At 64.1% G+C, this 22,753-nt stretch carries 21 protein-coding genes; 12 read left to right on the forward strand and 9 right to left on the reverse strand.

What is annotated here, in order from left to right; all coding sequences use genetic code 11:
* Nucleotides 1–143: 143 nt before the first annotated feature.
* The 4 genes from TsocGM_RS20265 (at nucleotide 144) to TsocGM_RS20275 (ending at nucleotide 4,858) form a co-directional block, all read left to right on the forward strand.
* Entirely contained in the window at nucleotides 144–1,106 is a 963-nt protein-coding gene (locus TsocGM_RS20265) for a tyrosine-type recombinase/integrase (protein ID WP_126727288.1), read from the forward strand.
* A 76-nt stretch (nucleotides 1,107–1,182) separates the two neighbouring features.
* A complete protein-coding gene (locus TsocGM_RS20270) occupies nucleotides 1,183–2,382 on the forward strand; it encodes an ABC-three component system protein (protein WP_126727289.1) in 1,200 nt (399 codons plus the stop codon).
* Nucleotides 2,379–2,876: a three component ABC system middle component gene (locus tag TsocGM_RS27970; protein WP_391732887.1), complete on the forward strand. Its 498-nt coding sequence runs from the start codon at nucleotides 2,379–2,381 to the stop codon at nucleotides 2,874–2,876. Before TsocGM_RS20270 ends, TsocGM_RS27970 begins: the two co-directional genes overlap by 4 nt.
* Nucleotides 2,873–4,858 (forward strand): DUF3732 domain-containing protein, encoded by a 1,986-nt coding sequence (locus tag TsocGM_RS20275; protein WP_126727290.1) that lies wholly within the window; start codon nucleotides 2,873–2,875, stop codon nucleotides 4,856–4,858. The genes TsocGM_RS27970 and TsocGM_RS20275 overlap by 4 nt, the downstream gene beginning before the upstream one ends.
* A 22-nt stretch (nucleotides 4,859–4,880) precedes the next feature.
* Here the strand turns inward: TsocGM_RS20275 and TsocGM_RS20280 are convergent, their stop codons facing one another.
* The 3 genes from TsocGM_RS20280 to TsocGM_RS20290 are packed head-to-tail and all read right to left on the reverse strand — an operon-like array spanning nucleotide 4,881 to nucleotide 10,470.
* A complete protein-coding gene (locus TsocGM_RS20280) occupies nucleotides 4,881–6,362 on the reverse strand; it encodes a restriction endonuclease subunit S (RefSeq protein ID WP_126727291.1) in 1,482 nt (493 codons plus the stop codon).
* A complete protein-coding gene (locus TsocGM_RS20285; RefSeq protein WP_126727292.1) occupies nucleotides 6,359–7,777 on the reverse strand; it encodes a type I restriction-modification system subunit M in 1,419 nt (472 codons plus the stop codon). Before TsocGM_RS20285 ends, TsocGM_RS20280 begins: the two co-directional genes overlap by 4 nt.
* Nucleotides 7,774–10,470 carry a type I restriction endonuclease subunit R gene (locus TsocGM_RS20290; RefSeq protein WP_126727293.1) on the reverse strand — a complete coding sequence of 899 codons (2,697 nt, stop codon included), beginning with the start codon at nucleotides 10,468–10,470 and terminating at the stop codon, nucleotides 7,774–7,776. The genes TsocGM_RS20285 and TsocGM_RS20290 overlap by 4 nt, the downstream gene beginning before the upstream one ends.
* A 173-nt stretch (nucleotides 10,471–10,643) precedes the next feature.
* Between TsocGM_RS20290 and TsocGM_RS27695 the strand changes: the two genes are divergently transcribed.
* The 6 genes from TsocGM_RS27695 (at nucleotide 10,644) to TsocGM_RS20315 (ending at nucleotide 14,082) form a co-directional block, all read left to right on the forward strand.
* Entirely contained in the window at nucleotides 10,644–10,778 is a 135-nt protein-coding gene (locus tag TsocGM_RS27695; protein ID WP_261341648.1) for a hypothetical protein, read from the forward strand.
* Between the two features lie 457 nt (nucleotides 10,779–11,235).
* Nucleotides 11,236–11,451, forward strand: a complete 216-nt coding sequence (locus TsocGM_RS20295; RefSeq protein ID WP_126727294.1) for a hypothetical protein — start codon at nucleotides 11,236–11,238, stop codon at nucleotides 11,449–11,451.
* A gap of 55 nt (nucleotides 11,452–11,506) precedes the next feature.
* The gene (locus TsocGM_RS20300; RefSeq protein ID WP_126727295.1) at nucleotides 11,507–12,244 is read left to right on the forward strand and encodes a class I SAM-dependent methyltransferase; all 738 of its coding nucleotides are present in this window, start codon (nucleotides 11,507–11,509) and stop codon (nucleotides 12,242–12,244) included.
* 28 nt (nucleotides 12,245–12,272) lie between these two features.
* Nucleotides 12,273–12,632 (forward strand): hypothetical protein, encoded by a 360-nt coding sequence (locus TsocGM_RS20305; protein WP_126727296.1) that lies wholly within the window; start codon nucleotides 12,273–12,275, stop codon nucleotides 12,630–12,632.
* Nucleotides 12,633–12,846: 214 nt separating this feature from the next.
* A complete protein-coding gene (locus TsocGM_RS20310) occupies nucleotides 12,847–13,431 on the forward strand; it encodes a hypothetical protein (RefSeq protein ID WP_126727297.1) in 585 nt (194 codons plus the stop codon).
* Nucleotides 13,432–13,563: 132 nt separating this feature from the next.
* The gene (locus TsocGM_RS20315; RefSeq protein WP_126727298.1) at nucleotides 13,564–14,082 is read left to right on the forward strand and encodes a hypothetical protein; all 519 of its coding nucleotides are present in this window, start codon (nucleotides 13,564–13,566) and stop codon (nucleotides 14,080–14,082) included.
* A 1,514-nt stretch (nucleotides 14,083–15,596) separates the two neighbouring features.
* Here TsocGM_RS20315 and TsocGM_RS20320 read toward each other — a convergent pair.
* The 5 genes from TsocGM_RS20320 to TsocGM_RS20340 are packed head-to-tail and all read right to left on the reverse strand — an operon-like array spanning nucleotide 15,597 to nucleotide 19,243.
* A complete protein-coding gene (locus TsocGM_RS20320) occupies nucleotides 15,597–16,058 on the reverse strand; it encodes a DUF4149 domain-containing protein (protein WP_126727299.1) in 462 nt (153 codons plus the stop codon).
* A 13-nt stretch (nucleotides 16,059–16,071) separates the two neighbouring features.
* On the reverse strand, nucleotides 16,072–16,587 hold the full coding sequence (locus tag TsocGM_RS20325) for a chromate transporter (protein WP_126727300.1): 516 nt from the start codon (nucleotides 16,585–16,587) through the stop codon (nucleotides 16,072–16,074).
* Nucleotides 16,584–17,168, reverse strand: coding sequence for a chromate transporter (locus TsocGM_RS20330; protein ID WP_158633662.1), 585 nt, complete (start codon nucleotides 17,166–17,168; stop codon nucleotides 16,584–16,586). The genes TsocGM_RS20325 and TsocGM_RS20330 overlap by 4 nt, the downstream gene beginning before the upstream one ends.
* Nucleotides 17,161–18,591: a sensor histidine kinase gene (locus tag TsocGM_RS20335; protein ID WP_126727302.1), complete on the reverse strand. Its 1,431-nt coding sequence runs from the start codon at nucleotides 18,589–18,591 to the stop codon at nucleotides 17,161–17,163. Before TsocGM_RS20335 ends, TsocGM_RS20330 begins: the two co-directional genes overlap by 8 nt.
* On the reverse strand, nucleotides 18,572–19,243 hold the full coding sequence (locus TsocGM_RS20340; protein WP_126727303.1) for a winged helix-turn-helix domain-containing protein: 672 nt from the start codon (nucleotides 19,241–19,243) through the stop codon (nucleotides 18,572–18,574). Before TsocGM_RS20340 ends, TsocGM_RS20335 begins: the two co-directional genes overlap by 20 nt.
* Before the next feature lie 171 nt (nucleotides 19,244–19,414).
* Between TsocGM_RS20340 and TsocGM_RS20345 the strand changes: the two genes are divergently transcribed.
* Together TsocGM_RS20345 and TsocGM_RS20350 are read left to right on the forward strand one after the other, a co-directional pair.
* Nucleotides 19,415–20,341, forward strand: coding sequence for a DUF1559 domain-containing protein (locus tag TsocGM_RS20345; protein WP_126727304.1), 927 nt, complete (start codon nucleotides 19,415–19,417; stop codon nucleotides 20,339–20,341).
* Nucleotides 20,342–20,359: 18 nt separating this feature from the next.
* Nucleotides 20,360–20,632, forward strand: a complete 273-nt coding sequence (locus TsocGM_RS20350; protein ID WP_126727305.1) for an outer membrane protein assembly factor BamD — start codon at nucleotides 20,360–20,362, stop codon at nucleotides 20,630–20,632.
* A 127-nt stretch (nucleotides 20,633–20,759) separates the two neighbouring features.
* On the opposite strand, the gene TsocGM_RS20355 is transcribed toward TsocGM_RS20350, so the two are convergent.
* Nucleotides 20,760–22,151: a hypothetical protein gene (locus TsocGM_RS20355; RefSeq protein WP_126727306.1), complete on the reverse strand. Its 1,392-nt coding sequence runs from the start codon at nucleotides 22,149–22,151 to the stop codon at nucleotides 20,760–20,762.
* Nucleotides 22,152–22,753: the final 602 nt, after the last annotated feature.

Consider the following 22,753-nt stretch of genomic DNA (forward strand, 5'->3'; position numbering starts at 1 on the left):
CCGGAGACGATCCCTGCGGCTTCCCGGCCCGGGGAGCCAAGTGTATTGTCGGATACCGGGATCGTTTATCGGACGATCGCGCCGAATAGCTCCAGAAGAACCACGCCAGTTACCGTCAAACTTAACACCGAATTCACGCAATCATGAGTGCTATTATTGTAAAGCCGAAGCTGGTCTCCCCGCTTCTCCCCGCGCTCATCGCCGAGGCCGGTGACGGAGCCGCGCGCCGCTTCTTCGAGTTCTTCACCGCCAACATCCGGAACCCGAACACTCGGGCCGCCTACGCCCACGCCGTCGCCCACTTCCTCCGTTGGTGCGAAGACCGGCACTTTTCGCTCAAGAGCATCGAGCCCATCGTCGTCGCGGCCTACGTCGAGCAGCTCCAGACGACGCACGCGGCCCCGTCGGTCAAGCAGCACCTCGCGGCCGTTCGCATGCTCTTCGACTGGCTCGTCACCGGCCAGGTCGTGCCGGTGAACCCGGCCGCATCCGTCCGCGGGCCGAAGCACGTCGTCAAACGCGGCAAGACGCCCGTGCTCTCCGCCGAGGACGCCCGCAAGCTCCTCGACAGCATCGACACGACGAGTATCATCGGGCTCAGGGACCGGGCCCTCATCGCCACGATGGTCTTCAGCTTCGCCCGCGTCTCCGCCGTGCTCGGGATGAAGGTCGAGGATTACTACCAGAACGGCAAGCGGTGGTGGCTCCGCCTCCACGAAAAGGGAGGTAAATTTCACGAGGTGCCCGCGCACCACAACACCGAGGCGTACCTCGACGCCTACATCGAGGCCGCGGGCATCGCCGAGGACCCGAAGGGGCCCCTCTTCCGTACGGTCCGGGGCCGGAGTAAAACGCTCACGACGAAGCCGCTGCGCCGGAACAACGCCCTCGACATGGTCAAGCGTCGGGCCCTGGCCGCGGGACTACCAGCTCGACTCTGCAACCACTCGTTCCGGGCTACCGGCATCACGGCCTACCTCGAGGCCGGGGGCACCATCGAGAAGGCCCAGCAAATTGCGGCCCACGAGTCGCCGAAGACGACGAAGCTTTACGACCGGACCTCCGATGCGATAACCCTGGACGAAATTGAGCGAATTGCCATTTGATTCGGAACGCAATCGGCAGCCCCAAAGTGTCGGCTCTCGAAGCAAGAGGGAACGGACCGATGAAGGAGCTTTTAACATGACGACCGAGGGTAGCCCATTCTCAGCAGCGGATTCCGCACTGGGCTACCTTTATCAGTGCCGTTACGCCCTGTTGGATTCGCTGCGCCGCTGGCGTCAGGGCGAGGATTTTCTCGTCACGGTCGAGACGCTCGACGACATCGCCTTTGAGCCGACCGGGCGTCCCGCAGAGCTTCTTCAAACCAAGCACCATCTGAGCCGCCAGGCAACGCTCACAGACGCTAGTCCCGACCTCTGGAAGTCCATTCGCATCTGGTGCGAAGGCGTGACTGCTGGCTCCATTCCCGCAGACGCCGTCTTCTTCCTCCTCACCACAGCAACCGCCCCGACCGGCTCGACTGCCTCCTATCTCCGCACGAAAGACCGAGACGTCGAAGGTGCGTTCAAGAAGCTTGTCGCGACCGCTCAAACCTCGAAAAGCCAAGATAACGCTCGGGCCTATGCGGCCTTCTTGAAGGACCAGGCAAAGGTTCGTCCCCTTTTTGAACGGGTCTTTATCCTCGACGAGACGTCCACCATCACCGTGCTTCCGACGCTAATCCGACAGGAAGTTCGCCCCGCAGTGCACAAGGCGTTTCTCGAGCCGTTCGTCGAGCGGCTGGAAGGGTGGTGGTTCGCGCGTGTCATCAACCAGATGGCCGGAGTGACCCCAGGGCCGATTCTCAGCGAAGAACTCGAAGACCAGGCCGACGACCTCCGGGAGCAGTTCAAGGAGGACAACCTCCCTATCGACGACGCGGTCAGAGGGGTTGACATCGACATCGCCTCGCACATCGACAAGAGGTTCGTCGCACAACTAAAGCTAATCAGTGTTACAAATCCTCGTATCTTCATTGCCATTCGCGAATACTTCCGAGCTTACGAACAGCGGTCAAGGTGGATACGGGAAGACCTGTTACTCGTGGGCGAACTGGACCGCTACGAGGAACGGCTCATCGAGGAGTGGCAAATCTTCTTCGAGCGAATGAAGGAGAACCTCGGAGAAGCGGCCGCTGAAACGGAGAAGGTGAGAGCAGCCCGAGCCCTATACCAGTGGGTCGAATCCGAGGCCAACTTCCCGATTCGGCCGCGTTGCACCGAACCGTTCGTCACACGAGGCTCGCTGCACATCCTCGCCGACGACCTCCGAATTGGCTGGCATCCGGACTTCGCGGAGCGGGTCAAGAGAGCCCTAGAATCATCGGAGCCCGGTGCATGAGCCGATGGGAATTACGGCCTCAAGAGGAAGCCAACCTTCTGAACCCTCCATTCTGTGCACTTATATTGTCACATGCAGTGGAAGACTACGCGAAATCTCTACGAGACGGCATGCCATTCGCGCTAGCATTCCTCGTATTACCCATCGTCCTGCATAAGCCGACGCGAGAAGCGTTACCGCAACGCACCACCAGAGCCCTCTCCTCCTGGCTTGATGAGCGCGAAGACCTCCGGGCAACCTTCGCCGAGCGTGCCCGTTCCCTGTCACCCTACGTTCGTGAGGCGCTACTCTATAGCCTTATTCACGACCGGCTCAAGCTTAGTGACCAGGGCCATCTTCTCCTCGGTAGGAAGGCACGAGGGTTCACCGCATACGTTGCGGCGGCTACCGACGAGGTCAAAGACTGCCTCACCAAAGCTCAGTTTGTCGGGCGTTGGCTGACATCGGCCGGGAACGTACCCACCATCTTCGCTCTCTGGGGGGTGCGGCCATGAGCTTTCAAATCCGAGACATCGTCCTCTACAACGTGAACGGCGACATCCGGTCCGTCTCATTAGAGCCGGGCAAAGTGAACATCATCACGGGCAAGTCGAAGACGGGAAAGACGGCTCTCGTGGAGGTGATTGACTATTGCCTGGGTAGCGGGGATTGCTCGATTCCGCAGGGCCCGATGCGACAGGCCGTTGCATGGTTCGCGATTCGGCTCCAGCTCGCAGAGGGGCAACTATTCGTAGCACGTCGCGTCCCGAAAGCGACCGAGAAGACTACATCGGAAATTTACCTCGAAATCGGTGGCGATGTGAGCATACCACCGCTATCCGCACTCCGGTCGAACATCGCCTTCGAGGCTCTTCGTCCCGCGCTGAGCAAGGCTGCTGGCATCGGCGAGAACCTGCACGTTCCTCCCGAGGGACAGACGCGACTGCCCCTGGAAGCGAACATCCGACACGCTCTCCACTACTGCTTCCAGCCCCAATACGAAATCATTAGCCCGAAAATCCTGTTCCACAATCAGAGCGAAGATTTCGTTCCACAAGCCATCAAGGACACGCTCCCTTACTTTTTGGGAGCCGTGACCGACGACCACATCGCGAAGCGGAACGAGCTGCGACGTCTATCCGCCGCCCTCCGTCAGAAAGAGGCCAAGCTTCAAGAGTCAGAGGCGTTGCGAGGGGATGGCCTCGGGAGAGCAGTCTCATTCATCGCCGAGGCTCGTGACGTCGGACTCGGCGTTTCGGCGGACACGCCCCCGTCATTCGATGCCGCGATTGAAATCCTCCGGGGTCTCTCGGAATCCACGGTCGATGTCGCCTCAGACCTCGAAGCGACGGCTGGTGCGGCGGCCGAACTCCTCCGGGAGAAGGAAGCGCTCATCCGCTCGCAGCGGCGGATAAAGGAGCAGATTGCTGCAATCCAGTCGCTCGCTTATGACGAGCAGGGATACACCCGCGAGGCAACCGAACAGGTTTCCAGACTGCGAGCAATCGATATGTTCAAGCCAGAGGATGGCGCATCGCACAAATGCCCGCTCTGCCAAAGCAACGTGACAGAGCTAATACCGCCAGCGGCCGCCCTTCGCGGCTCGCTTCAACATCTCACGCAGCAGCTCGCCATCGTATCAACGGGTGCCCCGCGTCTTGAGAGCGCCATCGAGCGCCTGCGGACCGCCGCCGTCGAGGTAAAGCAAAAGCTCGGCGTCAACCGCGATAAGCTCGAAGCACTCCGCGGCACCGACGAGCGCTTGGACCAGCTTCTCGACCAGGCTTCCCGACGTGCCCACGTGCTCGGGAGAATCAGCCTCTACCTTGAGAGCGTTCCAGAGGCGGAAGACACCGGGGGCCTCAAAAGCTCGATTGCCACTCTCCAGCGGGGCATCTCCCGCCTGAAGGAGGAGCTGAGCGACGAGCAGACGAAACAAACGCTCGATTCATTCCTTAACCTGATTGGCAAGACAATGTCGGAGTGGGCGAGCAGACTTGAGCTGGAGCACTCCTCCGACAACCCGCTTCGCTTCGATTTGTCCCGCCTTACCATCGTAGCAGACACTCTCGACGGGCCCGTCCCCATGAATCAGATGGGCAGCGGAGAGAATTGGGTCGGCCATCACATAATTGGGCACTTTGCATTCCACGACTGGTTCACTCGAAAGAACCGACCAGTCCCCCGCTTCCTTTTCCTCGACCAGCCGTCGCAAGTTTATTTCCCGGCTGAGTTTGACCCCGAGGAATCGCCGAACGAAGTCTCGGACAGCGACTGGACCGCTGTAACTCGCATGTTTCGCCTGATATTCGACTTTGTCGACTCGCTTGACGGCAAGTTTCAGCTCATCATCACCGAGCACGCCGACCTCAAGGAGCCGTGGTATCAGGACGCCGTCAGGGAGCGGTGGCGAAGGGGCGTGAAACTGGTTCCTACGGAGTGGCTAGCTGGAGAGCATCCCGCATCGGAAGACACGGATGTGACTGGACAGGATTAAACCTCGTTTCGACCATTCCTCATCAACTGCCATCCGTAAATTCGAGCAAGTTCTCACCGGAAGCAGTGGACCGCTTGGGGCTCTTCTTGGACCGCGGCCGCTTCGCGTCACCGTTCGCGGATGCCTGGAGCTCGGCAAGAAGCTCGCTCGCAGCTTCGTAGCTCCGGCCTTCATTCCGAGCAAGCTCCGCTTCCGTCGGCACCAACTCCCCGCGGAACGCCTTTGCAAGGATGGTTTGCGTCAGAAGCTCGACCCGACGGCGGGCTGACGCAGCCTTTTGCTCGATAGCATCAGCCAGGGCGAGCAAAGCGGTTCCCCGTCGCATGATTTCTTCCTGCTCCGCCAACGGCGGCACCCCAATCGGCATTTGCTGGAGCTTTGTTCCGTTGATGTTGGATTGGCTCACGCCGTCGGTCCTGACCTTTGCGGCCCACTCTCGTCCCCAAGGAGAATTGAGCCACCAGCAGAGCAAGCGACTATCGACGCTGCCCACCTTACATCGAACCCGGATGAGGTATGATGCAAACGTCGCCCTTTCTTCGGATTCAAAGACACCAGACTTTCCAACAAGCTCGGGGCTGTTCGTGCGGTTGAACAGCATGTCACCCCGCTTCAGGAGCAGGCTCGAAAGTCCGGGCAACTCTTCGTTCACAAACTTCAGGTCATCGAGAACGATGTGGCCATCCTGGATATTGCCCATCCTCAATAGGGGGACAACGCCTGTGGGGTCTGCCTTCTCGGAGGTCCCGTATTGGACAAGCTCCGAGCAAGCTCCGACTGATGTCACGCGCCAGTGCTCTGGGTATTCAGGCAGCTCAGGAACATCATCCATGCCCGAAGCTGGGACGTAGGCTGGCAAACCTGAAATCGCATCAGCATGATTCGCTTCTCGCCACTCGGCCGTAAGTCTTCCAGTGCAGGCCGCCGCGAGAATCGCTTGCCTAAACCGCTTGAGCGTGGTCGGCACTCGTCCGAGCCGTTCGCGGGCTGAGGTCACAGGCACTAGCAATCTCTCAACCGCACTAACAATGCGGCGTTGTTCAGCCAAGGGCGGAACTGGAACGCTCAGGAGTGCGAGGGCTTCTTGGTTAATTTTTGGAAGTAGGGTCCGGCCGTCATGATTCGAGGCCATTTCTGTGAACGCCGCGGACACCATCCAGCGATGCAAATAATTTGTGTTAATAAATGACTCAATTGGATACATGTCAGCGCTACATAGACCCTCGAAATCCACAACTACTGCTTTGCATAAATATGGCCGAATCTTCGAATATAGGATATGGCCGGGAAGAAACCGGTGCTTTGCACTCCTTACCTTGTCCTCTGCAACAGTAGTGTAATTGAGCATATTGCCTGTGCCTGACTCGATGTGATTCGGGGCGATGTGCGGAGACTCCTGAAATGCAGCTGGGTCGACCAGATTACTAGCAACCCTAGCGACTTGCTGAAATTCAGCCCAATCCCAGCCCTCGGGCAACTCCCACGGTGTCGCCACGCTACTCATGCTCCTGCCTCCTGTTCCAAGAGCTTGAGCACCTGCTCTAGGTCCGCGAGGGCCCCTTTCAAGTCCAGCGTTGCATCAGCCGCCAACTCATCCGGTTCAGGCATCTCATCGAGGTCATCCGGTGATTCTTCCTTAAGCCATTTGAATCCCACGAGCTTGAAGTCTTTTTCCCGAATCTCCTGAATCGAGAAGCACCGCCAGCGGTCCTCCTTCGAATCAGACGGCTTCCGCTTCGTTCGTCCGTTCGGGTCGTCTCCGTAGCACTTCTCAAACTCAGCGAAGTGTTTCATTGCGAGCGGTCGCCCTTTCTTCGTGATGCCCGCAACGTTTGTCCTACCGTCATAAATCCATACCTTGCTCGTTGGTTCGCCCTTCGCGAAGAACACAACGTTTGCGTTGACGCCTTGGCTGTAGGGGGTGAACGTCCCTCGCGGTAGACGTATGACAGTGTGAAGGTTGCAATCCTCGGTGAGAATCTTGAAGACCTCTCCCGCTTGGTCTGCGAAGAGACAGTTGTCAGGGAGGACAACAGCCGCCCGACCACCCGGCTTGAGTACTGTCAAGAAATGCTGGACGAAGTTTAGTTGCTTGTTGCTTGTCTCGACCGTGAAGTCATCGCGGTCGGGGGCCTGGTTCGCTCCCTTCGTCCCGAACGGCGGGTTGGCGAGAATTACGTCGTATTTCGTGCTCCCAGGCGTCGTGTAAATTGCGTCCTGGAGTTCGATGTGCGGCTCGACGCCGTGAAGATACATGTTCATCAGTGCGAGACGTCGTGGCCTGGCGACCAGTTCCGTTCCGAAGTAGGTCTTTCGTCGAATCCGCTTCGACGTCTCTCGGTCGAGCGCCCCGCCCTTCGTCTGTTCAATCAGCCACTCGTACGCCGCAACGAGAAACCCGCCTGTACCGCATGCGGGGTCTGCGACAGTGAACGACGGATTCCCCCGCGGGTCGGGCTTCATGCAGCGGACAATCGACTGGATGAGCACGCGGGGCGTGAAGTACTGGCCTGCCCCTTTCTTGCCCTCGCTCGCCGCCTTCTCGAGGAGCCCTTCGTAGGCGTGGGCCTTCACGTCCACGCCGAGGGCCGTCCACTCCGTCTCGTCGATGAGATTTACGAGCTTCTTCAGATTCACCGGGTCGCTGAATCGCGACTGAGCACCGGCGTAGATGTCGCCGAGGATGCCCGGCTGTTTTCCGAGCGTGCGCAGGACTTCGATGTAGTGGTCGGTCAGCTCCGTGCCTGCCCTGGCTCGGAGCTTCTCCCATTCGCACCCGGCGGGCACCTCAATCTCCCTCTCCGAGGCCATCTTCAGGAACAGCAGGTAGGTGATTTGCTCGATGTAATCGCCGTAGTCGACGCCGTCATGCCGGAGGGTGTGACAGAATCCCCAGAGTTTCCCAACAACGTCGCTCATGCCGCCATCGCCTCATTCAGTTCGAGGAGGAGCCCTTCGAGCTTCCCTCCAAATGCTCTGTTCGCCCTTGCCCAACCGCCTTCTCGAGCGAGGACAGGCACGTCGTCGAAATCGTCCTTGTCGATGGAGAGGTTCGCCGCCAGATGCTCGCGGATGCGAGCCAGCCACCGACGCTCATCCTCCGAAAAGGACTTCCCCTCGGTGAGCTTCGCGAGCGCCATGTCGACCCGCTCTTCCGCCGTGAGCAGCGGGGCCGCCTCGTCCGCGGCGTGCTTGACCATCGAGATGATGTCGACGAGGGGCTTGTGATACTGCGCCTCGTGGGCCTTCCGCAAATTATCTTCGGTAAACCGTTGAGGCGTGGTCGCGAGCTTCTTCCTGAGTTCGCCGAGGGCCCCCGTGCCCCAATCCTTCGGCCGGTCGAACAGAATCCGGATGGCATCCACCTGGTCCGGATTTTCTCGAACGTATTCGGCGAAGAGCTTGAGGTAATCCTCGGGCTGATGCTCCTTCCCCGTCCCGTCGCGGATGAGCCATTTCGAGGTGACCGAGTCTGCCGCCTCGTGTGCGATGACGAAGCCCCGCTTCGGACGCGGGTAGTTTACGAGCAGGTCCTGGAACGACTCGTTCCGCAGGAGCTTCATCGTCCCTGTGAAATCCTTCGCGAGAGCCGCCTTGAGTCCGCTAGCGAACCCCCCCAAGTCGCCGTCGTCCACGAAGGCAGCGAACTCCGCCCTCGCGAAGCCTGACATCTCCTTGTCAATTCTCTGGAGCCGCTTGACCAGGCAGCCGACGTTGTAGGCCCGGTCCTTGTTGTTCCAGACGTCGTCGACCAGTTCCTTGATGGTCCGCGACGGCTTCTCCGGCGGCTCCCTCGTGAACGCGGATGCCTGACGGAAGTATTCGAGCAGCGTCCCGTCGAAGCAGTCGAACACCGTGAAGTGGGACTTGTCGGGATAGTGCTCCCCCAGCCGCGTGCCCCGGCCGAGCATCTGCTCGAAGAGGATTCGGGACTTCACCGGCCGGAGGAACACGATGAACTCCAGGTCCGGGATGTCCACGCCGGTCGAGAGCATGTCGACCGTCACCACGATGGCCGGGTTCGGCCGGTTGCGGAACTCGCGGATGCGCTTGAGCGGCCGGTCGACCGTCGGGCTCCCGGTGATTTTCTGGACGAACGACTCGCCCCGCCCGAACACGTCCCGGCACAGGTTCACGAGCTGGTCCGCGTGCGACGTGTGCGGCAGGTCGTTGGTCGCGAAGATGAGCGTCTTAGGGAATCGCCCGTACTTCGCCTCGTGCTCCAGGGCGTACTTCTTCAGCTCCTCGATGACCTTCCGGTTCGAGTCCGGGGCCGTCGCCTTCCGCTCGATTTCGGTCGTGTCGAAGGCTCGCTCGTCTTCGAGCAGGTCGAGCTGCTCGCCGCCCGTCTCCGTGTCGACCAAGCCCACCTGCTCCCCTTCCTTGAGGAACAGTCCGTTCATGCGGATGTCCGAGCGGACGGCGACCGCGTCGTAATCGACGAGGTAACCTTCTTCGACCGCTCGCCGGTACTCGTAGCGGTAGACGACCTCGGTGAAATACGCCGTCGTGTGCGCCGCGGGCGTCGCCGTGAGGCCCACCTTCACCGCGTCGAAGTGCTCGAGCACGGTCCGCCAGGTCGAGAGTTCCGCCGACGTGTAGCCCCGGTGGCATTCGTCGGCCACGATGCAATCGAAGGCGTGAATCGGGATGTCGAGCTTCTCGGCGTCGTCGTCTCGTTCCTCGTCCCCTTCCTCGAACGCCGCGGCCCGGCCGAGGAGGTTAATCGCCATCCGCTGGATGGTGCAGACGTAGACGAACGCATGGCCCGCGTGTGGGGTGAGCAGGTACGAGGACGGGAGCACCGTCGGGTCGAACTTCTCCTCGCTGCCCTCTTCCTCGAAATCTTCCTTGCGGAACCGCTGGCTGAAGACCTCGTAAATCTTGTTGAACTTGAGGCCCGGCTCCGGCTCGAACGACGCGAACGCCCGCACGGCCTGAGCCGCCAGGGCCCGCCGGTCCACGAGGAACAGGACGCGCCGAGCGGCACCCGACTTGATGAGCCGGTAGACCTGATTGACCGTCGTGAAGGTCTTCCCGCAGCCGGTCGCCATCGCCACGAGCATCTGCCGCTTTCGGTCCGCGATGGCCTTCTCAATCGCCTCGTTCGCCTCGATTTGGTAGGGCCGAAGCCGAGGATGGTTGTTCGGCGTCGACAGGAGCTTCTGGACCTCCGCGTCGAAGTCCCGAGTGAGTCGCTCTTCGAGGGCCGAAGGCGTTGGGAAATCGGCGATTCGGCGAGAGCGTTCCATCGGGTTGCGGACGTCGTGGAACCAGATGACCTCCCCGTTCGACGAGTACAGGAACGGGACTCGGTACGGTCCGAATCGGAGCGGGCTTTCCGTCGCCCCCTCGGAATACCGCTGGGCCTGGACGAGCACGTTCTGAGGCCCGAGGGAGAGCTTCTTCGCTTCGAGGATGCCTAGAAGCCGCCCACCGACGAAGAGCGCGTAGTCCGCCGGTCCGTTCTCCGTCGGGTATTCGGCGACCGCCGTCGCCAGGGCCTTATCTGCGCGAAAGAACGAGCTGTGCGGGACGATATCCCAGCCCAATTCCCGGAGACGTTTATCGATACGATTTTTGCGAGTTTGCCACTCGGATTCATGCGACATAGTCCCGCCACCCTACCCGACGCAAGCCTTGGCATCAATTGCGGTTGCATCCAGCATATCGGGTCGGTCCGCCTGCTAGAAGGGCCTGACTCGATTGAGCGGCTTCCCAGCCCGTCTCGTGCCTCGTAAATGCCGCCTGACATCCGGTCAGCATCGCTGCTAGAGCGTCGGGTATGCCGGTCACGTTCGCCCACATCCTGGGAATCCTGGTCTGCCTCTTCGCCCTCGCCCGCGAATATCCCGAGGCCATGTCCTTCATCGGCCAGAGCTTCCTCGCCCTGTGGGCCTACCGGCGATTCCTGCGATAGGCTCGACCGCTCGGACCGTCTCCGCGTGAGGACGACTCAGACATCACCGATTCGTTGCCCGTCTCCCCACTCCCTGACCACCGAATGATGCCCCGTCTCGTCTGGTAGTAGGCCAAAGCGACCATCTCCCTTCCCGCGCTCGCATCTCTCCCAGCTCGCTCCCCAGGTCCAGACGCCGACCCTCGCTCACGGACCACCGGCCCCGCGAACGCGAGCGAGTCGCCCTCGCGTCTCGGCACTCGTGCTGACCATTCCCCCTCTCCCTCTCCGCTCCTCATCGCCCCACTGCGTGCCTGACTCGGGAACGCTAAGGCCGCCGCCGTCCGCCGCAAGCGGAAAATCGCCTGCCCCGACCAACCCTAGTTTTCCGCTTGCCCCGGACGGCTCCGGCGGCCTCTTCACGCATCCCCGTCAGGCCGCGATGGGCGCGGCCTCGAAACGAACAAGGAGAATCATCATGAGCGACAGCACGAAGACCAACACCGCCACGAACGGCAACCGCCCGACCCACATCGCCTATTGGGTCCGCGACCGCGAGGACAAGAAGGCCGTCTGGACCCGCTGCGGAGCGGCCTGGGCCCACGCCGACGGCAAGGGGTTCAACATCGCGTTGGACCTCCAGCCCCTCGACGGACGCATCAGCCTCCGGCTGGCCTCGGAGCAGAAGGAATAGACGGACAACCAACCGGCGGGCCGCAAGCCCGCCGCATCACGCAAGGAGACGCATCATGAATCGCATCGACACACCGCACCGCATCGCCAACCCCCACTACGCCGCGAGGAACGCCCGCAGGGCCGTCTACGCCAAGCTCCCCCGGGCCCCGCTCACCGCGAGCCCGGTGCCGAGGCTGACGAGCCTCTACCACCACGACGAGGCCGGTCCCTACGGCGACCGACGCTACCCCGGCAACTGCTCGGGCGAACTGGTCAAGGACCTGCTGACCTTCTTCGCACCCGCGACGGTGCTCGACCCGATGACCGGCTCAGGCACCTGCTACGACGTCTGCCGCGAGCTGGGAGTCCCCTGCCGCTCGCTCGACCTCCGCGAGGGCTTCGACGCCTGCGACCCAGAGACCTTCCCCGCCGAAGGCACGCAGGACTTCTGCTGGGCCCATCCCCCCTACTGGCGGATGAAACGCTACTGCGACGACCCGCGCGACCTCTCCGCCGCCCCGACGCTCGGCGACTTCCTCGACCGCTACGCCGCCTTCATCGCGAACTGCCATCGGGCGCTCCGGCCCGGGGGCACGCTCGCCATCCTGATGGGCGACTACAGCGACCGCGAGCAGGGCTTCGTGCCGCTGGTCTACCACACCAAGCGACTCGCCTTCGCCGAAGGCTTCCGCCAGGCGTGCACCGACATCATCCGGTTCAGCCACGGGGCTTCCAGCGGCACCAAGGTCTACCGCAGCGCCTTCATCCCCGGCCTGCACGACGTCTGCACCGTCTTCGAGAAGGGACGCTAGGTATCAACATCTCACGGAGGAAATCGCCATGATGCACGAACGACGAATCTGGTCCGTCACCACCATCGAGTCCGCCGAGGAACTCGCCCGCAAGCTGACCGAATCCACCTGGACGCTCTGCACCGCCTTCGAACACCGCGGCCACCTGTTCCTGAACGACGCGACGAGCGAGGACAGTGCCCAGGAATACGCCGTCGTGAAGCGACTCGGCGACGGCACCTTCCTCCAGGTCGAGAGCATCACCTTCGGCTGGTGCAGCTTCGACCGAGCACTTGGCTACGTCCTCCACGCGACCGGAGGCCGCGACGACGGCGGCGACTTCGCGACGCACGTGAACCCCCGCCTCGAGACGGCCGACCAGCACCGACGCTGCCCGCTCTGCGGCTGACCCGCGCGATTCTCGCCTGCCTCTCTCGTTCTTCATCGCCCCCAACGGGCCTGTCTCCGGGAACGCTAAGGCCGCCGCCGTCCGCCGCAAGCGGAAAATCGCCTGCCCCGACCAACCCTAGTTTTCCGCTTGCCCCGTCCGGCTTCGGCGGCCTTCCCACGCGTCCCCGACAGGCCGCGATGGGCGCGGCCTCGAAACGAACAGGAGGCATTTCATGAAACACATCACGCACACGCTGAGCATCGACCTGGACGAGGCGCTCGAAGAGGAGCTGGACGGAGTCCTCGGGGAAATCGAGGGCTTCCTGGACGGGTTGCGGGAGCGGCCATGGCGGATACCGCCGCTGAGGGTCGTCGTCGACGTCCCCGAGCTGCTCGCGAAATCGAAGCGAGTCGCCCTCATCTGGACCGTCGAGGACGTGCTCGCACAGCGGCCCGGCCTGAGCGACGACCAAGCCTGGCAGGTGCTCCGCCACGCGGCCGAGCACATCGAACGCGACTTCGGCTTGAAGGCCGAGTACCTGAAGGAGTACGCCCTGCAGCTCTTCGGGCCGCTACCCGGAATGTCGTATGCCGTGGCGACCGCCATCCACGCCGTCTGCCACATCACCGCCCCCGACGCGAAGTTCGACTACCAGTGCTTCCTGACCGACTGCCGATGCGTCCTCATCCGCTCCGAGGTCGGCGAACACAGCATCATCCCCTCGACGCTCACGAGCGACGACGTGCCGCACCTCATCCCGCTCGACCAGGTCCCCGGCAACGTCTACGCCATCCTCGCGAAGGCCATCGCCGCGTGACGCCCTCCCCTTCGTCGGGCCGTCCTCGAACGGCCTGACGATTCTCCGCTTCATCCGCACGCAGTCGTAAGGCAGCGGCGCGAGCCCGGCCGTCTTGCGTGCCGCGTTGACCGAGCGGACGAGGCCGAGGAGTTGGCGACGCACCGGGGCATAGGGTTCGAAAGGGAGCGCGGTAATCATCCGTTCGAGCCGTTCGGACGAGCGGCGGAGTGCGAGTTCGAGGAAGACGGCCTTGAGCACGTTGTGCTGCTCGCGTTCGATGCGGACGCAGACCCGCCCGGCCTTGGAGCTGAGGGAATAGCCGCCGTACTTGAACGGCTCGCGTCGACAGTCGCGGATGAGGCCCGCCTCGTCGCGGAAGAATGGCGAGACGCCGTCGGTCGCGAAGAGCACGAAGAATCGGTCGTGACGCAGGTAACGCACGTTCGCGTGGCCGCCCCGCTTGCGACGGTACCGCGACCACTTCGAGAGGGTCGCGCCGTAACGCTCCGCGAGCTTGCGGTCGATAGACTGCGGGTCCTTCCCCTCGGGCACGCGGCCCGTCACGTAGTAGAAGTAGCCCTTGCCGATGCAGGCCACCGCGACCTGCTGGATGAATCCCTCCAGCGAGGTCGTCACGAGTCTCGTCTCTTCCATCGCGACACCCATTGAGCAATCGCAGGCAACAACGGTGAGGCAGTTGGTTGCGGAAGGCCCAACTGCCGGAAGGCCCAAATCCTTCGGCGGCAAGCCGCTACGTCGAGGAACGCGGCGTCGCCGCAGCCCCGAAAACTAGTTTCTTCAGTTGAAGTCGCTCAATTCATAGAAGTAGCGGTTCCAATCAACCTCCAACGGTCCTTTCATACGTTTCAGCATGTTCGTTCCGTCGTCTGCTCGCCGCCGAGCGTGCGGCCCCTCTCCCGAGGGGCGGCTCGCTCGACCACGATTACTTCCTCGCCAAAGGAAACGGCCAGGCGGGAACGGCATCGTCCTCGCTCGACCGGAACGCCTCAGAGATGGGTAACAACTCGTCCCCGCTTTCGTCGTCGCCTTCGTGCTCGGCACCACCCGAGCACGCAAACGAGCCTGCCACTGCCTTGCAGCACGCTCGCCCGACTCGCGTCGGCTCCTACTCGCGGGACACTCCCAGACTGCGGCATTTCAAGCACCCGGCCGACCAAGCCGGGCACCGGACACCACTCCGGCCGCCGCAGCCCTTCCCAGGTTAGCGATGCACTCCGTCCAATCGGTCACGTCGCTAGGGGGTGTCATCCCCCGGGCCACACGCCGTATGTCCCGGGCTCCCGCCCAGGCATAGTTTCCACCGATGAGTGATTTCTCCGGGCCGAAACTAGAAGCGCCCGGTTACCCGTCGGCGTGCGGCTTTCGCGGTTCGGTACCGTCTCCGATTGGACTCACTGGCAAGCCCTCGCGGGCCTTTCATGGTTGAGCTTTTCGCGGCCCTCGGGTTTGCCGAAGGTCCCCGACCCCGGTCAAAGAGTCGGTCCCGCCTGTCGCCAGGACGGAAGCTCCCCACGCCAGCCGAGTTGAGCGGACCGCTTGGGCCCGGACCCCTCGGGCGGGATTTGCACCCGCTTCGTGACATCACGGCCTCGCACGTCGAAGACGTCGAGGTTCTTCCCTGTCGCCCCGTTTCCACGAGACGTCGAGCGGCGGCGCGGGCAATCCGGCAGGCATCGATGGCCGTCCGCGAAGGCGGACCATCCCCGAAACTCGGGGAACCGCGACCTGCCGCGGGTGAAACTCACGACTCACCCACGCGCCTCGGACCTATCGGATAGAACATCGGGATTAGTCTCGCGTGCCGAGCGACGTCGCTCCCAGGCACCAGAGTCGAGGGTTACTCCGATGAGCCTCCGTCGAGCTGGACGAGCCACTCTCATGGCATCCAGCTCTACGAGTCGGCACCGCGGCGGATGGTGAATCCCGCCCCCTTAGACCGGCTGGTGAGGCCAGTTTTACCGGGTGATGCCGCCCACCTCGAAGACGCCAGTAACGTTCCACGTCACCGACGACACGCGGCGTCATCGCCGCTGCTTCAAGCCCCTTAAATCTACGCGAGTGAATCGCGATGCGACAGCGGCACTTCCGCGGTCAGTTCGTGTCAATCTCGGGCCAAGGCTGGCGGATGGAGAGCGGCGCCCCACAAGGTCCGGGAACTGGCTTTATGACCCTTTTTCAGGGAGTCGCGACGGCACCAGCAGGGCCGTCATGAGTGCGAGATTCACGATCCATTGGACGGTGCTCGCGATGAGATAGGCCCGATGGAGCGGGTAGAACCCCCGGAGGCTCCCCGTCTCAAGCCGCCCGTCCATGACCCGATGGAGGGCGATGAGCCCGAGGAGGATGAGGGTCGTCGCGGCGAGGAACAGGAGCCGCACCGCCCGGACGCGGGCAGGCCCCTCGCCCCGCTCGACCCAGGCGGCGGCCCACCAGACGAGCACGACGCCGACCCCGATATAGTTGAGGTAGTCGGTCACCTCTTGGGTGACGAAGCCCGTGTCGAGGCTCCCGAGCGACTCGTGGAGCACGGGGATGACGACGGCGCTGTAGAAGGTGAATCCCCCCATCCAGACCGAGAGCCCGAGCAGGCAGAACACGCGGAGGGCGAGCGAGCGGAGCGGCATGGACTCGGAACCTCTACTTCCCGATGACGACCCCGAGCAGGGAACCAACGACCAGGACGAGCACGGGGTGAATCTTGGTCCGCAGGGACACGACGAGGGCCAGGCCCGCGACGCCGAAGTAGGCCCAATGGGCGAAGCTCTGCTGGACGAGGCTCAAGGCCGTGACGCCCAGGAGCCCGACGACGGCGGGACCCGCCCCCCGGCCGAAGCCCTGGAGCCAGCGATGGTGGAGGAGCCGCTTCAAGGCCCGTGCCGCCGCCGCGGCGAGGAACCACGGCAGGAGGAACACGCCGCACGTGGCGGCCACGGCCCCCACAGGCCCCCCGGCCCGATAGCCGATGAACGTGGCCGTGATGAGCACCGGGCCGGGGGTGACGTAACCGAACGCGACGGCAGCCGAGAAGTCCTCGGCCGTGACCCAGGTCGTCTCATGCACGGCGATGCGTTCGACCAGGGGGAGGGCCGCTTGCCCGCCGCCGAAGGCGAGCACGCTCACCAGGACGAATCGCCAGAAGAGTTCCCAGGTCATCGCGTCTCCTCGGCCCGGGGGGGCGAGAGGCAGACGATGCCGACCAGCCCGGAGGCGACCACGACGAGGGCCGCGTGGAGGCCGAGGAACGCCCCGGCCGCGAAGGCGAGCAGGGCGAGCGACATCGTGAGCGGCCCCTTGATGTTGGCCTTCCCGAGGCGATAGGTCGTGGACAGGAGGAGCCCCACGACCGAAGCCGTCAGGCCGTTCACCGCCGGGCCGATGCCGGGCATTTGCGTCACAGCCCCGTAGAGGGCGGCGAGCAGCATCATCAGGACCGCCGCCGGAAGGACGAATGCCCCCGTGGCGAGGGCCGAGCCTGGCCAGCCGCGGAGCTTGTAGCCCAGGTAGGAGACGACCTGGATGAGGGTCGAGCCGGGCAAGAGCTTCGTGTAGGTCAGGGCCTCGGTCACGTCCTCGGCCGTCAGGAGCCGCCGCTTCTCGACCACATCCCGCTCAATCAGGGCCAGGCCCGCCCCGAGGCCACCGAAGGCGACCGCCCCGATGCGGAGGAAGAGCCAACCGAGGTGCCCGAGCGAGGGCGGCGGCGCGACAGCAGGGGGAGCGTCGGAATCAAGCATGACCATTCCTGAGAACCAGGTTCTTTTCGGGAGCCGCGGCGGCCCGGGGCAACGAGACCACGAAGGCCGAGCCCGAGCCGCTCCTGCTCGTGGCCTCGACCGAGCCGCCGTGGGCCTCGACTATCCAACGGCAGATGCTCAGGCCCAGGCCCGAGCCGCCGAGGCTCCGGGCGGAGTCGGCCTGATAGAACCGCTCGAAGACGTGCGGCAGGTGGTCGGGAGCGATACCAACGCCGGTGTCTTCGACGACGAGCCGAGCTTGGTCCCCGGCCCCTCCGACGCGGAGCGTCACCGAACCGCCCGGTTCAGTGAACTTGATGGCATTGTCCACGAGGTTTGTCACGAGCTGCCGCAGCCGTCCTGAATCGCCCAGGACCGGGACCGGCGAGCCGCACTCGGAGCGGAACCGGACGCCGCGCTCCTCGGCGAGCGGCTCGTACATCTCGGCGACATCGCTCGCGAGGGCCGAGAGGTCGACCGGCTCCCGCCGGAGGGGCATCTCCCCGGCGTCGGCCCGAGCCAGGAGCAGCAAGCCGTTGACGAGGGCCGTGAGCCGCTCGCATTGCTCGCCGAGCGACGCGAGGACTTCGCGGTATTCCCCCGGTTCCCGAGGTTGGCCGAGAGCCACCTCGACCGCGGCCCGCATCGCCCCGAGCGGGCTCCGAAGCTCATGCGACGCATCGGCCGTGAAGCGGATAATCTGGCCGTGATAGGCCGCGAGCCGGTCGAGGAGCTCGTTGATTGTCCCGGCCAGCTCATCGAGTTCATCACCGGCCCCGGTCCGGGGGAGCCGCTCGGAGAGGTTCGAGGGCTCCAGCCGCTTGGCGGTCTGGATGCTCTGGGCCACGGGCCTGAGGGCTTGCCGAGAGAGGAAGGCCCCGCCGACGACCGAGAGCCCGAGGAAGAAGAGGCCCCCGAACGCGACCCGGCGGTCGAACTGGGCGAGCGTCGATTCCGTCTCGGCGAGCGAGAGCCCGAGGTCAAGCGAGGCATCGCCAGCGAGGCCCGCCCGGAGCACGCGGTAACGGCCCGAGGCGGGAAGGGCGAGCGTCTCGAGAGTCGCGCCCGAACCAATGCCTTCGAGACGACGAGCCAATCCCCGGCTTTGCTCAGTCTCGGGTGCCACGAACACCCGACCCGGCTCGCGGAGCACCACCACGAGGCCCTCGGACTGGTAGGCCAGGACTTCGCGGCGAATTTCCGCCTCCAGGGCTTCGCTCCCCTCCGGGGTGTAGTCGCGGACGACGGCCGAGAGCTCGGCGGCCTTCCTGTAGAGGAAGGCATCGTCCCTCGCTTCGAGCACCGAGCGGAGCCCGTGGTGGACCCACGCGAACCCGGCCGCGAGCGACGCGCCCAGCACGAGGCTCGACCAGGCCGTGAGCTTGGCCCTCAGGCCCAGCGGCCTACTCTTCGCGGAGGACATAGCCGACGCCCCGTAGCGTGTGGATAAGCGGACGGTCGAAGCCCTTATCGACCCGGTTCCTGAGCCGGTTGATGTGGACATCGACGACGTTGGTCAGCCCGTCGAATTCGTAGTCCCAGACGTGTTCCTGAATCATCGTGCGGCTGACCACCTGGCCCGCGTGCCGCATGAGGTAGTGGAGCAGGGCGAATTGCTTGGAGGAGAGCTCGATTCGCTCGCCCGCCCGCTCGACCGTGCGGCCCGCCGGGTCGAGCGAGAGGTCGGCCACGCGGAGCACGGGCGGGAGCGGCTCGCTCCCCCGCCGGAGCACGACCCGGATGCGGGCGAGGAGCTCGGCGAACGAGAACGGCTTGACGAGGTAATCGTCGGCCCCGGCGTCGAGCCCCTCGACCCTATCGTTCACGGCACTCTTGGCCGTGAGGAAGATGGCCGGGGCGAGGCTCCCCTTCGTCCGGAGCCGCTTCAAGAGCTCCAGACCATCGCCGCCGGGGAGCATCCGGTCCAGGATGAGGAGGTCATAGGGTGCCGAGGAGGCATACTCGAAGCCCCGCGTGGCGTCGCCCACGAGGTCGACGGCGAAGCCTTGCTCTTGGAGCCCTTGCTTCAAGTAAGGCCCTAAATCGGGGCTATCTTCGACGACCAGGACACGCATCGACTTTGGTCCACGAAAGACGCCACACGAACTGAGGCCGCGCGTTCATTGTAAGGTTCATCGCAGACGAGACATCGGAAAATTACGGTGCTGTAATCTTCGAGCCATCGTCCCGTCATCTCGGGCGGCTATCCTTGTCCCCATCGAACATGGACAAGGAGGCTCTCGGCCATGCAGTTTCGAGCCGGACAGACGCCAAGGCGAGCGTTCACGCTGATTGAGCTGCTCGTGGTCATCGCCATCATCGGCCTCTTGATTGCCCTGCTGCTCCCCGCCGTCCAGGCCGCCCGCGAGGCGGCGAGGCGGGCCCAATGCGTCAACAACCTCAAGCAGCTCGGGCTCGCCCTGCACAACTACGAGGGCACCCATCGGGCCTTCCCGCCCGGCTACGTCTCGAACTTCACCGCCGCGGGCGACGACATCGGCCAGGGCTGGGGCTGGGCCGCAATGCTCCTGCCCCAATTCGAGCAAGGGCCGCTCTTCAACGCCGTCAACTTCGACCTGAACATCGAAGTCCCGGAGAACTCGACGAGCCGGTTGCCGAACGTCAGCATCTTCCTCTGCCCGTCGGATACCGTGCGGCCGACGTGGTGGGCGTTGAAGCGGACCCTCTCGGGGACCCCCACCGAGCGGATTTGCCAGGTGGCCCCGTCGAACTACGTCGGCATGTACGGCACGAGCGAGCCGGGCGTGAACGGCGACGGGACGTTCTTCCGCAACAGCTTCATAAGCCTCAGAGACCTCACGGACGGCACGGCCCAGACCATCGTCATCGGCGAGCGGAGCCATCGCCTGGGCTATGCCACCTGGGTCGGCTCGGTGACCGATGCGGTCCTCTATCCCGAGGACGGCGATTCGGTCGGACGCCCCCGCGTCGAGCACGCCTCCGGCATGGTGCTCGGCCACGCGGGCGAGCGGAAGGGGCCGGGCGACCCGCACGGCGACGTCAACCAGTTCTACAGCCGCCACTCGGGCGGCGGGGTCAACTTCCTCTTCGCCGACGGGCACGTGACGTTCCTCAAATCGACGATGGACTACAAGACTTACCGGGCCCTCGCCACCCGAGCCGGGGGCGAGGCGGTCTCGGGCGACTTCTGACCCCCGCGGAGACAGGCAATGCGAAGGATTGTTCCGCTCGTGGCGACTTTAGCCCTCGTCATCGGCTGCGGCGAAGGCCGCGAGGAGGATGAGACGGTCGTCCCAATCGACCAACTCCCCCCGGCCGTGCTCAAAGCAGCCCAGGAGAAGCTACCCGGCGTGACGTTCGATTCGGCCTGGAAGGAGGAGGAAGACGGACAGGTTGCTTACGAGGTCAGGGGCAAGGCCAAGGACGGCAAGATTCGCGATGCGAAGGTGACGCCCGACGGCCGGGTCCTGGAGGTGGACTGACCGAGGGCTCGTGCACGGCGGACGAACCATCGAGGGGCCGGGAAGGTTTCTACCCTCCCGGCCCCTGTCGTTGGTGCCTCAGGCCGCGTCCCGGTTTTGCCGGAGACAATTCCCTGCCTCAGGCTAATCAGGCTCCGCCGACACCCAGCTCCCGGAGCGTCTGGCCGACCGAAGACATCGCCCCGCCCTGACGAACTACCGAACGCGAGCGCTCCAGCTCGGCAACCGCCGCGTCCCAGCGTACCCGCGTCCACTCGGGTCGCTCGCGACGCACCAGCGGCAGCGGGTCGCCGCGGAATCCCGCACGAGCCAGGGCCGCCTGCACCGAGCGGGCGAGCAAGGCATCGGCCGAAAGCGTCTCCTCCGGCCGATGCGTTGGGGCCGGAGTTGGAAGCTCCCTCGGTCGGGACATCGGCGGCCTCAGACGCGAGCGGGCCGCGTCCTCGTCCGCCTGCGTGATGAACTCGAATCGCTTCCCCCGCACCATCCAGGCGAACAGCCGACACGGCTTCGAGCCGACCGCTTGGGCGTGGGCCGCCGCGGCGAGGAACGCGAGCCGGTCCGCCTCGCTCGTCGAGATGAACTTCGCGTCCACCGCCTGGCGGTGGAGTTCTAGCAGCCGGTCGCGGTCGCGGAAGTCGTCGGGGACGATGTCCCGGATGTCGGGTTTCTTCTCCCCCGAATTCGAGCCTTGAAAACCAGCCGGTCCGCCGGAGGCCGCAGGCCGTGAGGCGGGTTTCTGGTTGTTAGACTCCCGTAGGGGTTTCTTGTTCTCTGTACTAGGGCCTGCAAAATGCCCCGCATTTTCGGGCCGAGGGCCTGAAGATTCATCCGCCGCGGCCGGGACCTCGACCGTCGCCGCTGTGGACAACTCGGCGGGAGCCCCCAGCTCTTCAGGGCCCCAGTCGAGGTTCACCGCGACCCAAAGCCCGTCGCGGTTGAGCACGTGCTGCGAGCATTCTTCGGGGAGCAGCCATCCGAGTTCGAGCACGAGGAACCTCCTCGCGTCGAAGACGCTCCGCTCGGTCACGCCGAAGACGTCGGCGACCCACGACGCCTTGCAGCAGCCGACGGGGTTGATTCCCTCGCCCTTGCGATAGAAGAGGCAGCGGATGAGATGGGCGATGACCGTCGCCGTCCGGGCCTTGCTGAGCCCACCGGCCAGGCGGCGAATCATCCGCCGCGGGACCGGCACCTTCCGCGTGACGCCCTGGAGGTGGCCGAACATCGCGTCGAGGCCCGAGCGGTCCTCGCACCGCAGCTCGTCGGCCGACTCGGCGAACGCGATGCCCGCCTTCGTGCACGAGCGGAGGAGGCCCAGGTCGAGGAGCTGTTTCAGGGCGGGGCGCAAGCCCCCCTGCCCTGTCTCTCGCCCGCCCACGAGCTTTGTGAGCCCTTCAATCGATGGTTGGTATTTGCCCCCGGAGAGGCGACGCCGGGTCTCCAGCTCGATGCAGCCGAAGTAGGCGCGCAACGCGAGCTTCGTGATGAGTCCGTCGCGATAGGCCCACCAGGCCATCGCGAGCCTCGTCACCGAGACTGGCTCATACCCCCCTTTTGCTTCTCTCCGCGGGCTCTCCCCCCCCGTGCTTTCAGTCGATGACATCGCCGCTTCCCGAGCGTGCGGACGGTAAACGGGCGTCCGCGGCAGCCCGAGGGCAGACGGATAGCGTCAGGGCGCAAAATCCCCGTCCTTCGCGGAGGTTTGTGATTGACGGGGGTACAGGAAGGGCGCTAGACTTGGGGGTGTCTCGACCTCCCATGGTCTATCGCCGCTGGAGCCCTGGCAGGCCCCTTCCGGCAAATCCGGTCAACCGACCGCGAAGCAATCAAAGCGACACGCCCTGGCAGGCGGTCGCTTTTTTGCTTTCTGGGTTCTTACGATTTCAGCTTACATATCCGTGTGCCCATCCGATTCGAGGCCCAGGCTCCCCACGAGCCCGGGCACGGGGTTTGGTTCAACCCCGTTAAAGTTCAGAGTATAGGTCCGCTCGGAGACGCCCCGCAACTCCCTATCTGCTTGCCAGTACTAGGGAAAACACGGACAGGGCGAGGCGAAAACGACCGTCCCGGGCCATCTGTCCGGGGGTAGAGAGGCACACAGAAACGCTTGTGTGTGGA

The sequence above is a fragment of the Tautonia sociabilis genome (genome assembly GCF_003977685.1).
In the GTDB taxonomy this organism is placed as follows: domain Bacteria; phylum Planctomycetota; class Planctomycetia; order Isosphaerales; family Isosphaeraceae; genus Tautonia; species Tautonia sociabilis.

Excerpts from the sequence above, each read along its gene's own strand:
- TsocGM_RS20305 (WP_126727296.1), top strand. The coding sequence starts at position 12,273 with ATGATGCACGAACGACGAATCTGGTCCGTCACCACCATCGAGTCCGCC.
- TsocGM_RS20350 (WP_126727305.1), top strand. The coding sequence starts at position 20,360 with ATGCGAAGGATTGTTCCGCTCGTGGCGACTTTAGCCCTCGTCATCGGC.
- TsocGM_RS20320 (WP_126727299.1), bottom strand. The coding sequence starts at position 16,058 with ATGCCGCTCCGCTCGCTCGCCCTCCGCGTGTTCTGCCTGCTCGGGCTC.
- TsocGM_RS20270 (WP_126727289.1), top strand. The coding sequence starts at position 1,183 with ATGACGACCGAGGGTAGCCCATTCTCAGCAGCGGATTCCGCACTGGGC.
- TsocGM_RS20295 (WP_126727294.1), top strand. The coding sequence starts at position 11,236 with ATGAGCGACAGCACGAAGACCAACACCGCCACGAACGGCAACCGCCCG.
- TsocGM_RS20290 (WP_126727293.1), bottom strand. The coding sequence starts at position 10,470 with ATGTCGCATGAATCCGAGTGGCAAACTCGCAAAAATCGTATCGATAAA.
- TsocGM_RS20310 (WP_126727297.1), top strand. The coding sequence starts at position 12,847 with ATGAAACACATCACGCACACGCTGAGCATCGACCTGGACGAGGCGCTC.
- TsocGM_RS20280 (WP_126727291.1), bottom strand. The coding sequence starts at position 6,362 with ATGAGTAGCGTGGCGACACCGTGGGAGTTGCCCGAGGGCTGGGATTGG.
- TsocGM_RS20330 (WP_158633662.1), bottom strand. The coding sequence starts at position 17,168 with ATGCTTGATTCCGACGCTCCCCCTGCTGTCGCGCCGCCGCCCTCGCTC.
- TsocGM_RS20325 (WP_126727300.1), bottom strand. The coding sequence starts at position 16,587 with ATGACCTGGGAACTCTTCTGGCGATTCGTCCTGGTGAGCGTGCTCGCC.
- TsocGM_RS20345 (WP_126727304.1), top strand. The coding sequence starts at position 19,415 with ATGCAGTTTCGAGCCGGACAGACGCCAAGGCGAGCGTTCACGCTGATT.
- TsocGM_RS27695 (WP_261341648.1), top strand. The coding sequence starts at position 10,644 with ATGCCGGTCACGTTCGCCCACATCCTGGGAATCCTGGTCTGCCTCTTC.
- TsocGM_RS20335 (WP_126727302.1), bottom strand. The coding sequence starts at position 18,591 with ATGTCCTCCGCGAAGAGTAGGCCGCTGGGCCTGAGGGCCAAGCTCACG.
- TsocGM_RS20275 (WP_126727290.1), top strand. The coding sequence starts at position 2,873 with ATGAGCTTTCAAATCCGAGACATCGTCCTCTACAACGTGAACGGCGAC.
- TsocGM_RS20285 (WP_126727292.1), bottom strand. The coding sequence starts at position 7,777 with ATGAGCGACGTTGTTGGGAAACTCTGGGGATTCTGTCACACCCTCCGG.
- TsocGM_RS20265 (WP_126727288.1), top strand. The coding sequence starts at position 144 with ATGAGTGCTATTATTGTAAAGCCGAAGCTGGTCTCCCCGCTTCTCCCC.
- TsocGM_RS20355 (WP_126727306.1), bottom strand. The coding sequence starts at position 22,151 with ATGGCCTGGTGGGCCTATCGCGACGGACTCATCACGAAGCTCGCGTTG.
- TsocGM_RS27970 (WP_391732887.1), top strand. The coding sequence starts at position 2,379 with ATGAGCCGATGGGAATTACGGCCTCAAGAGGAAGCCAACCTTCTGAAC.
- TsocGM_RS20340 (WP_126727303.1), bottom strand. The coding sequence starts at position 19,243 with ATGCGTGTCCTGGTCGTCGAAGATAGCCCCGATTTAGGGCCTTACTTG.
- TsocGM_RS20300 (WP_126727295.1), top strand. The coding sequence starts at position 11,507 with ATGAATCGCATCGACACACCGCACCGCATCGCCAACCCCCACTACGCC.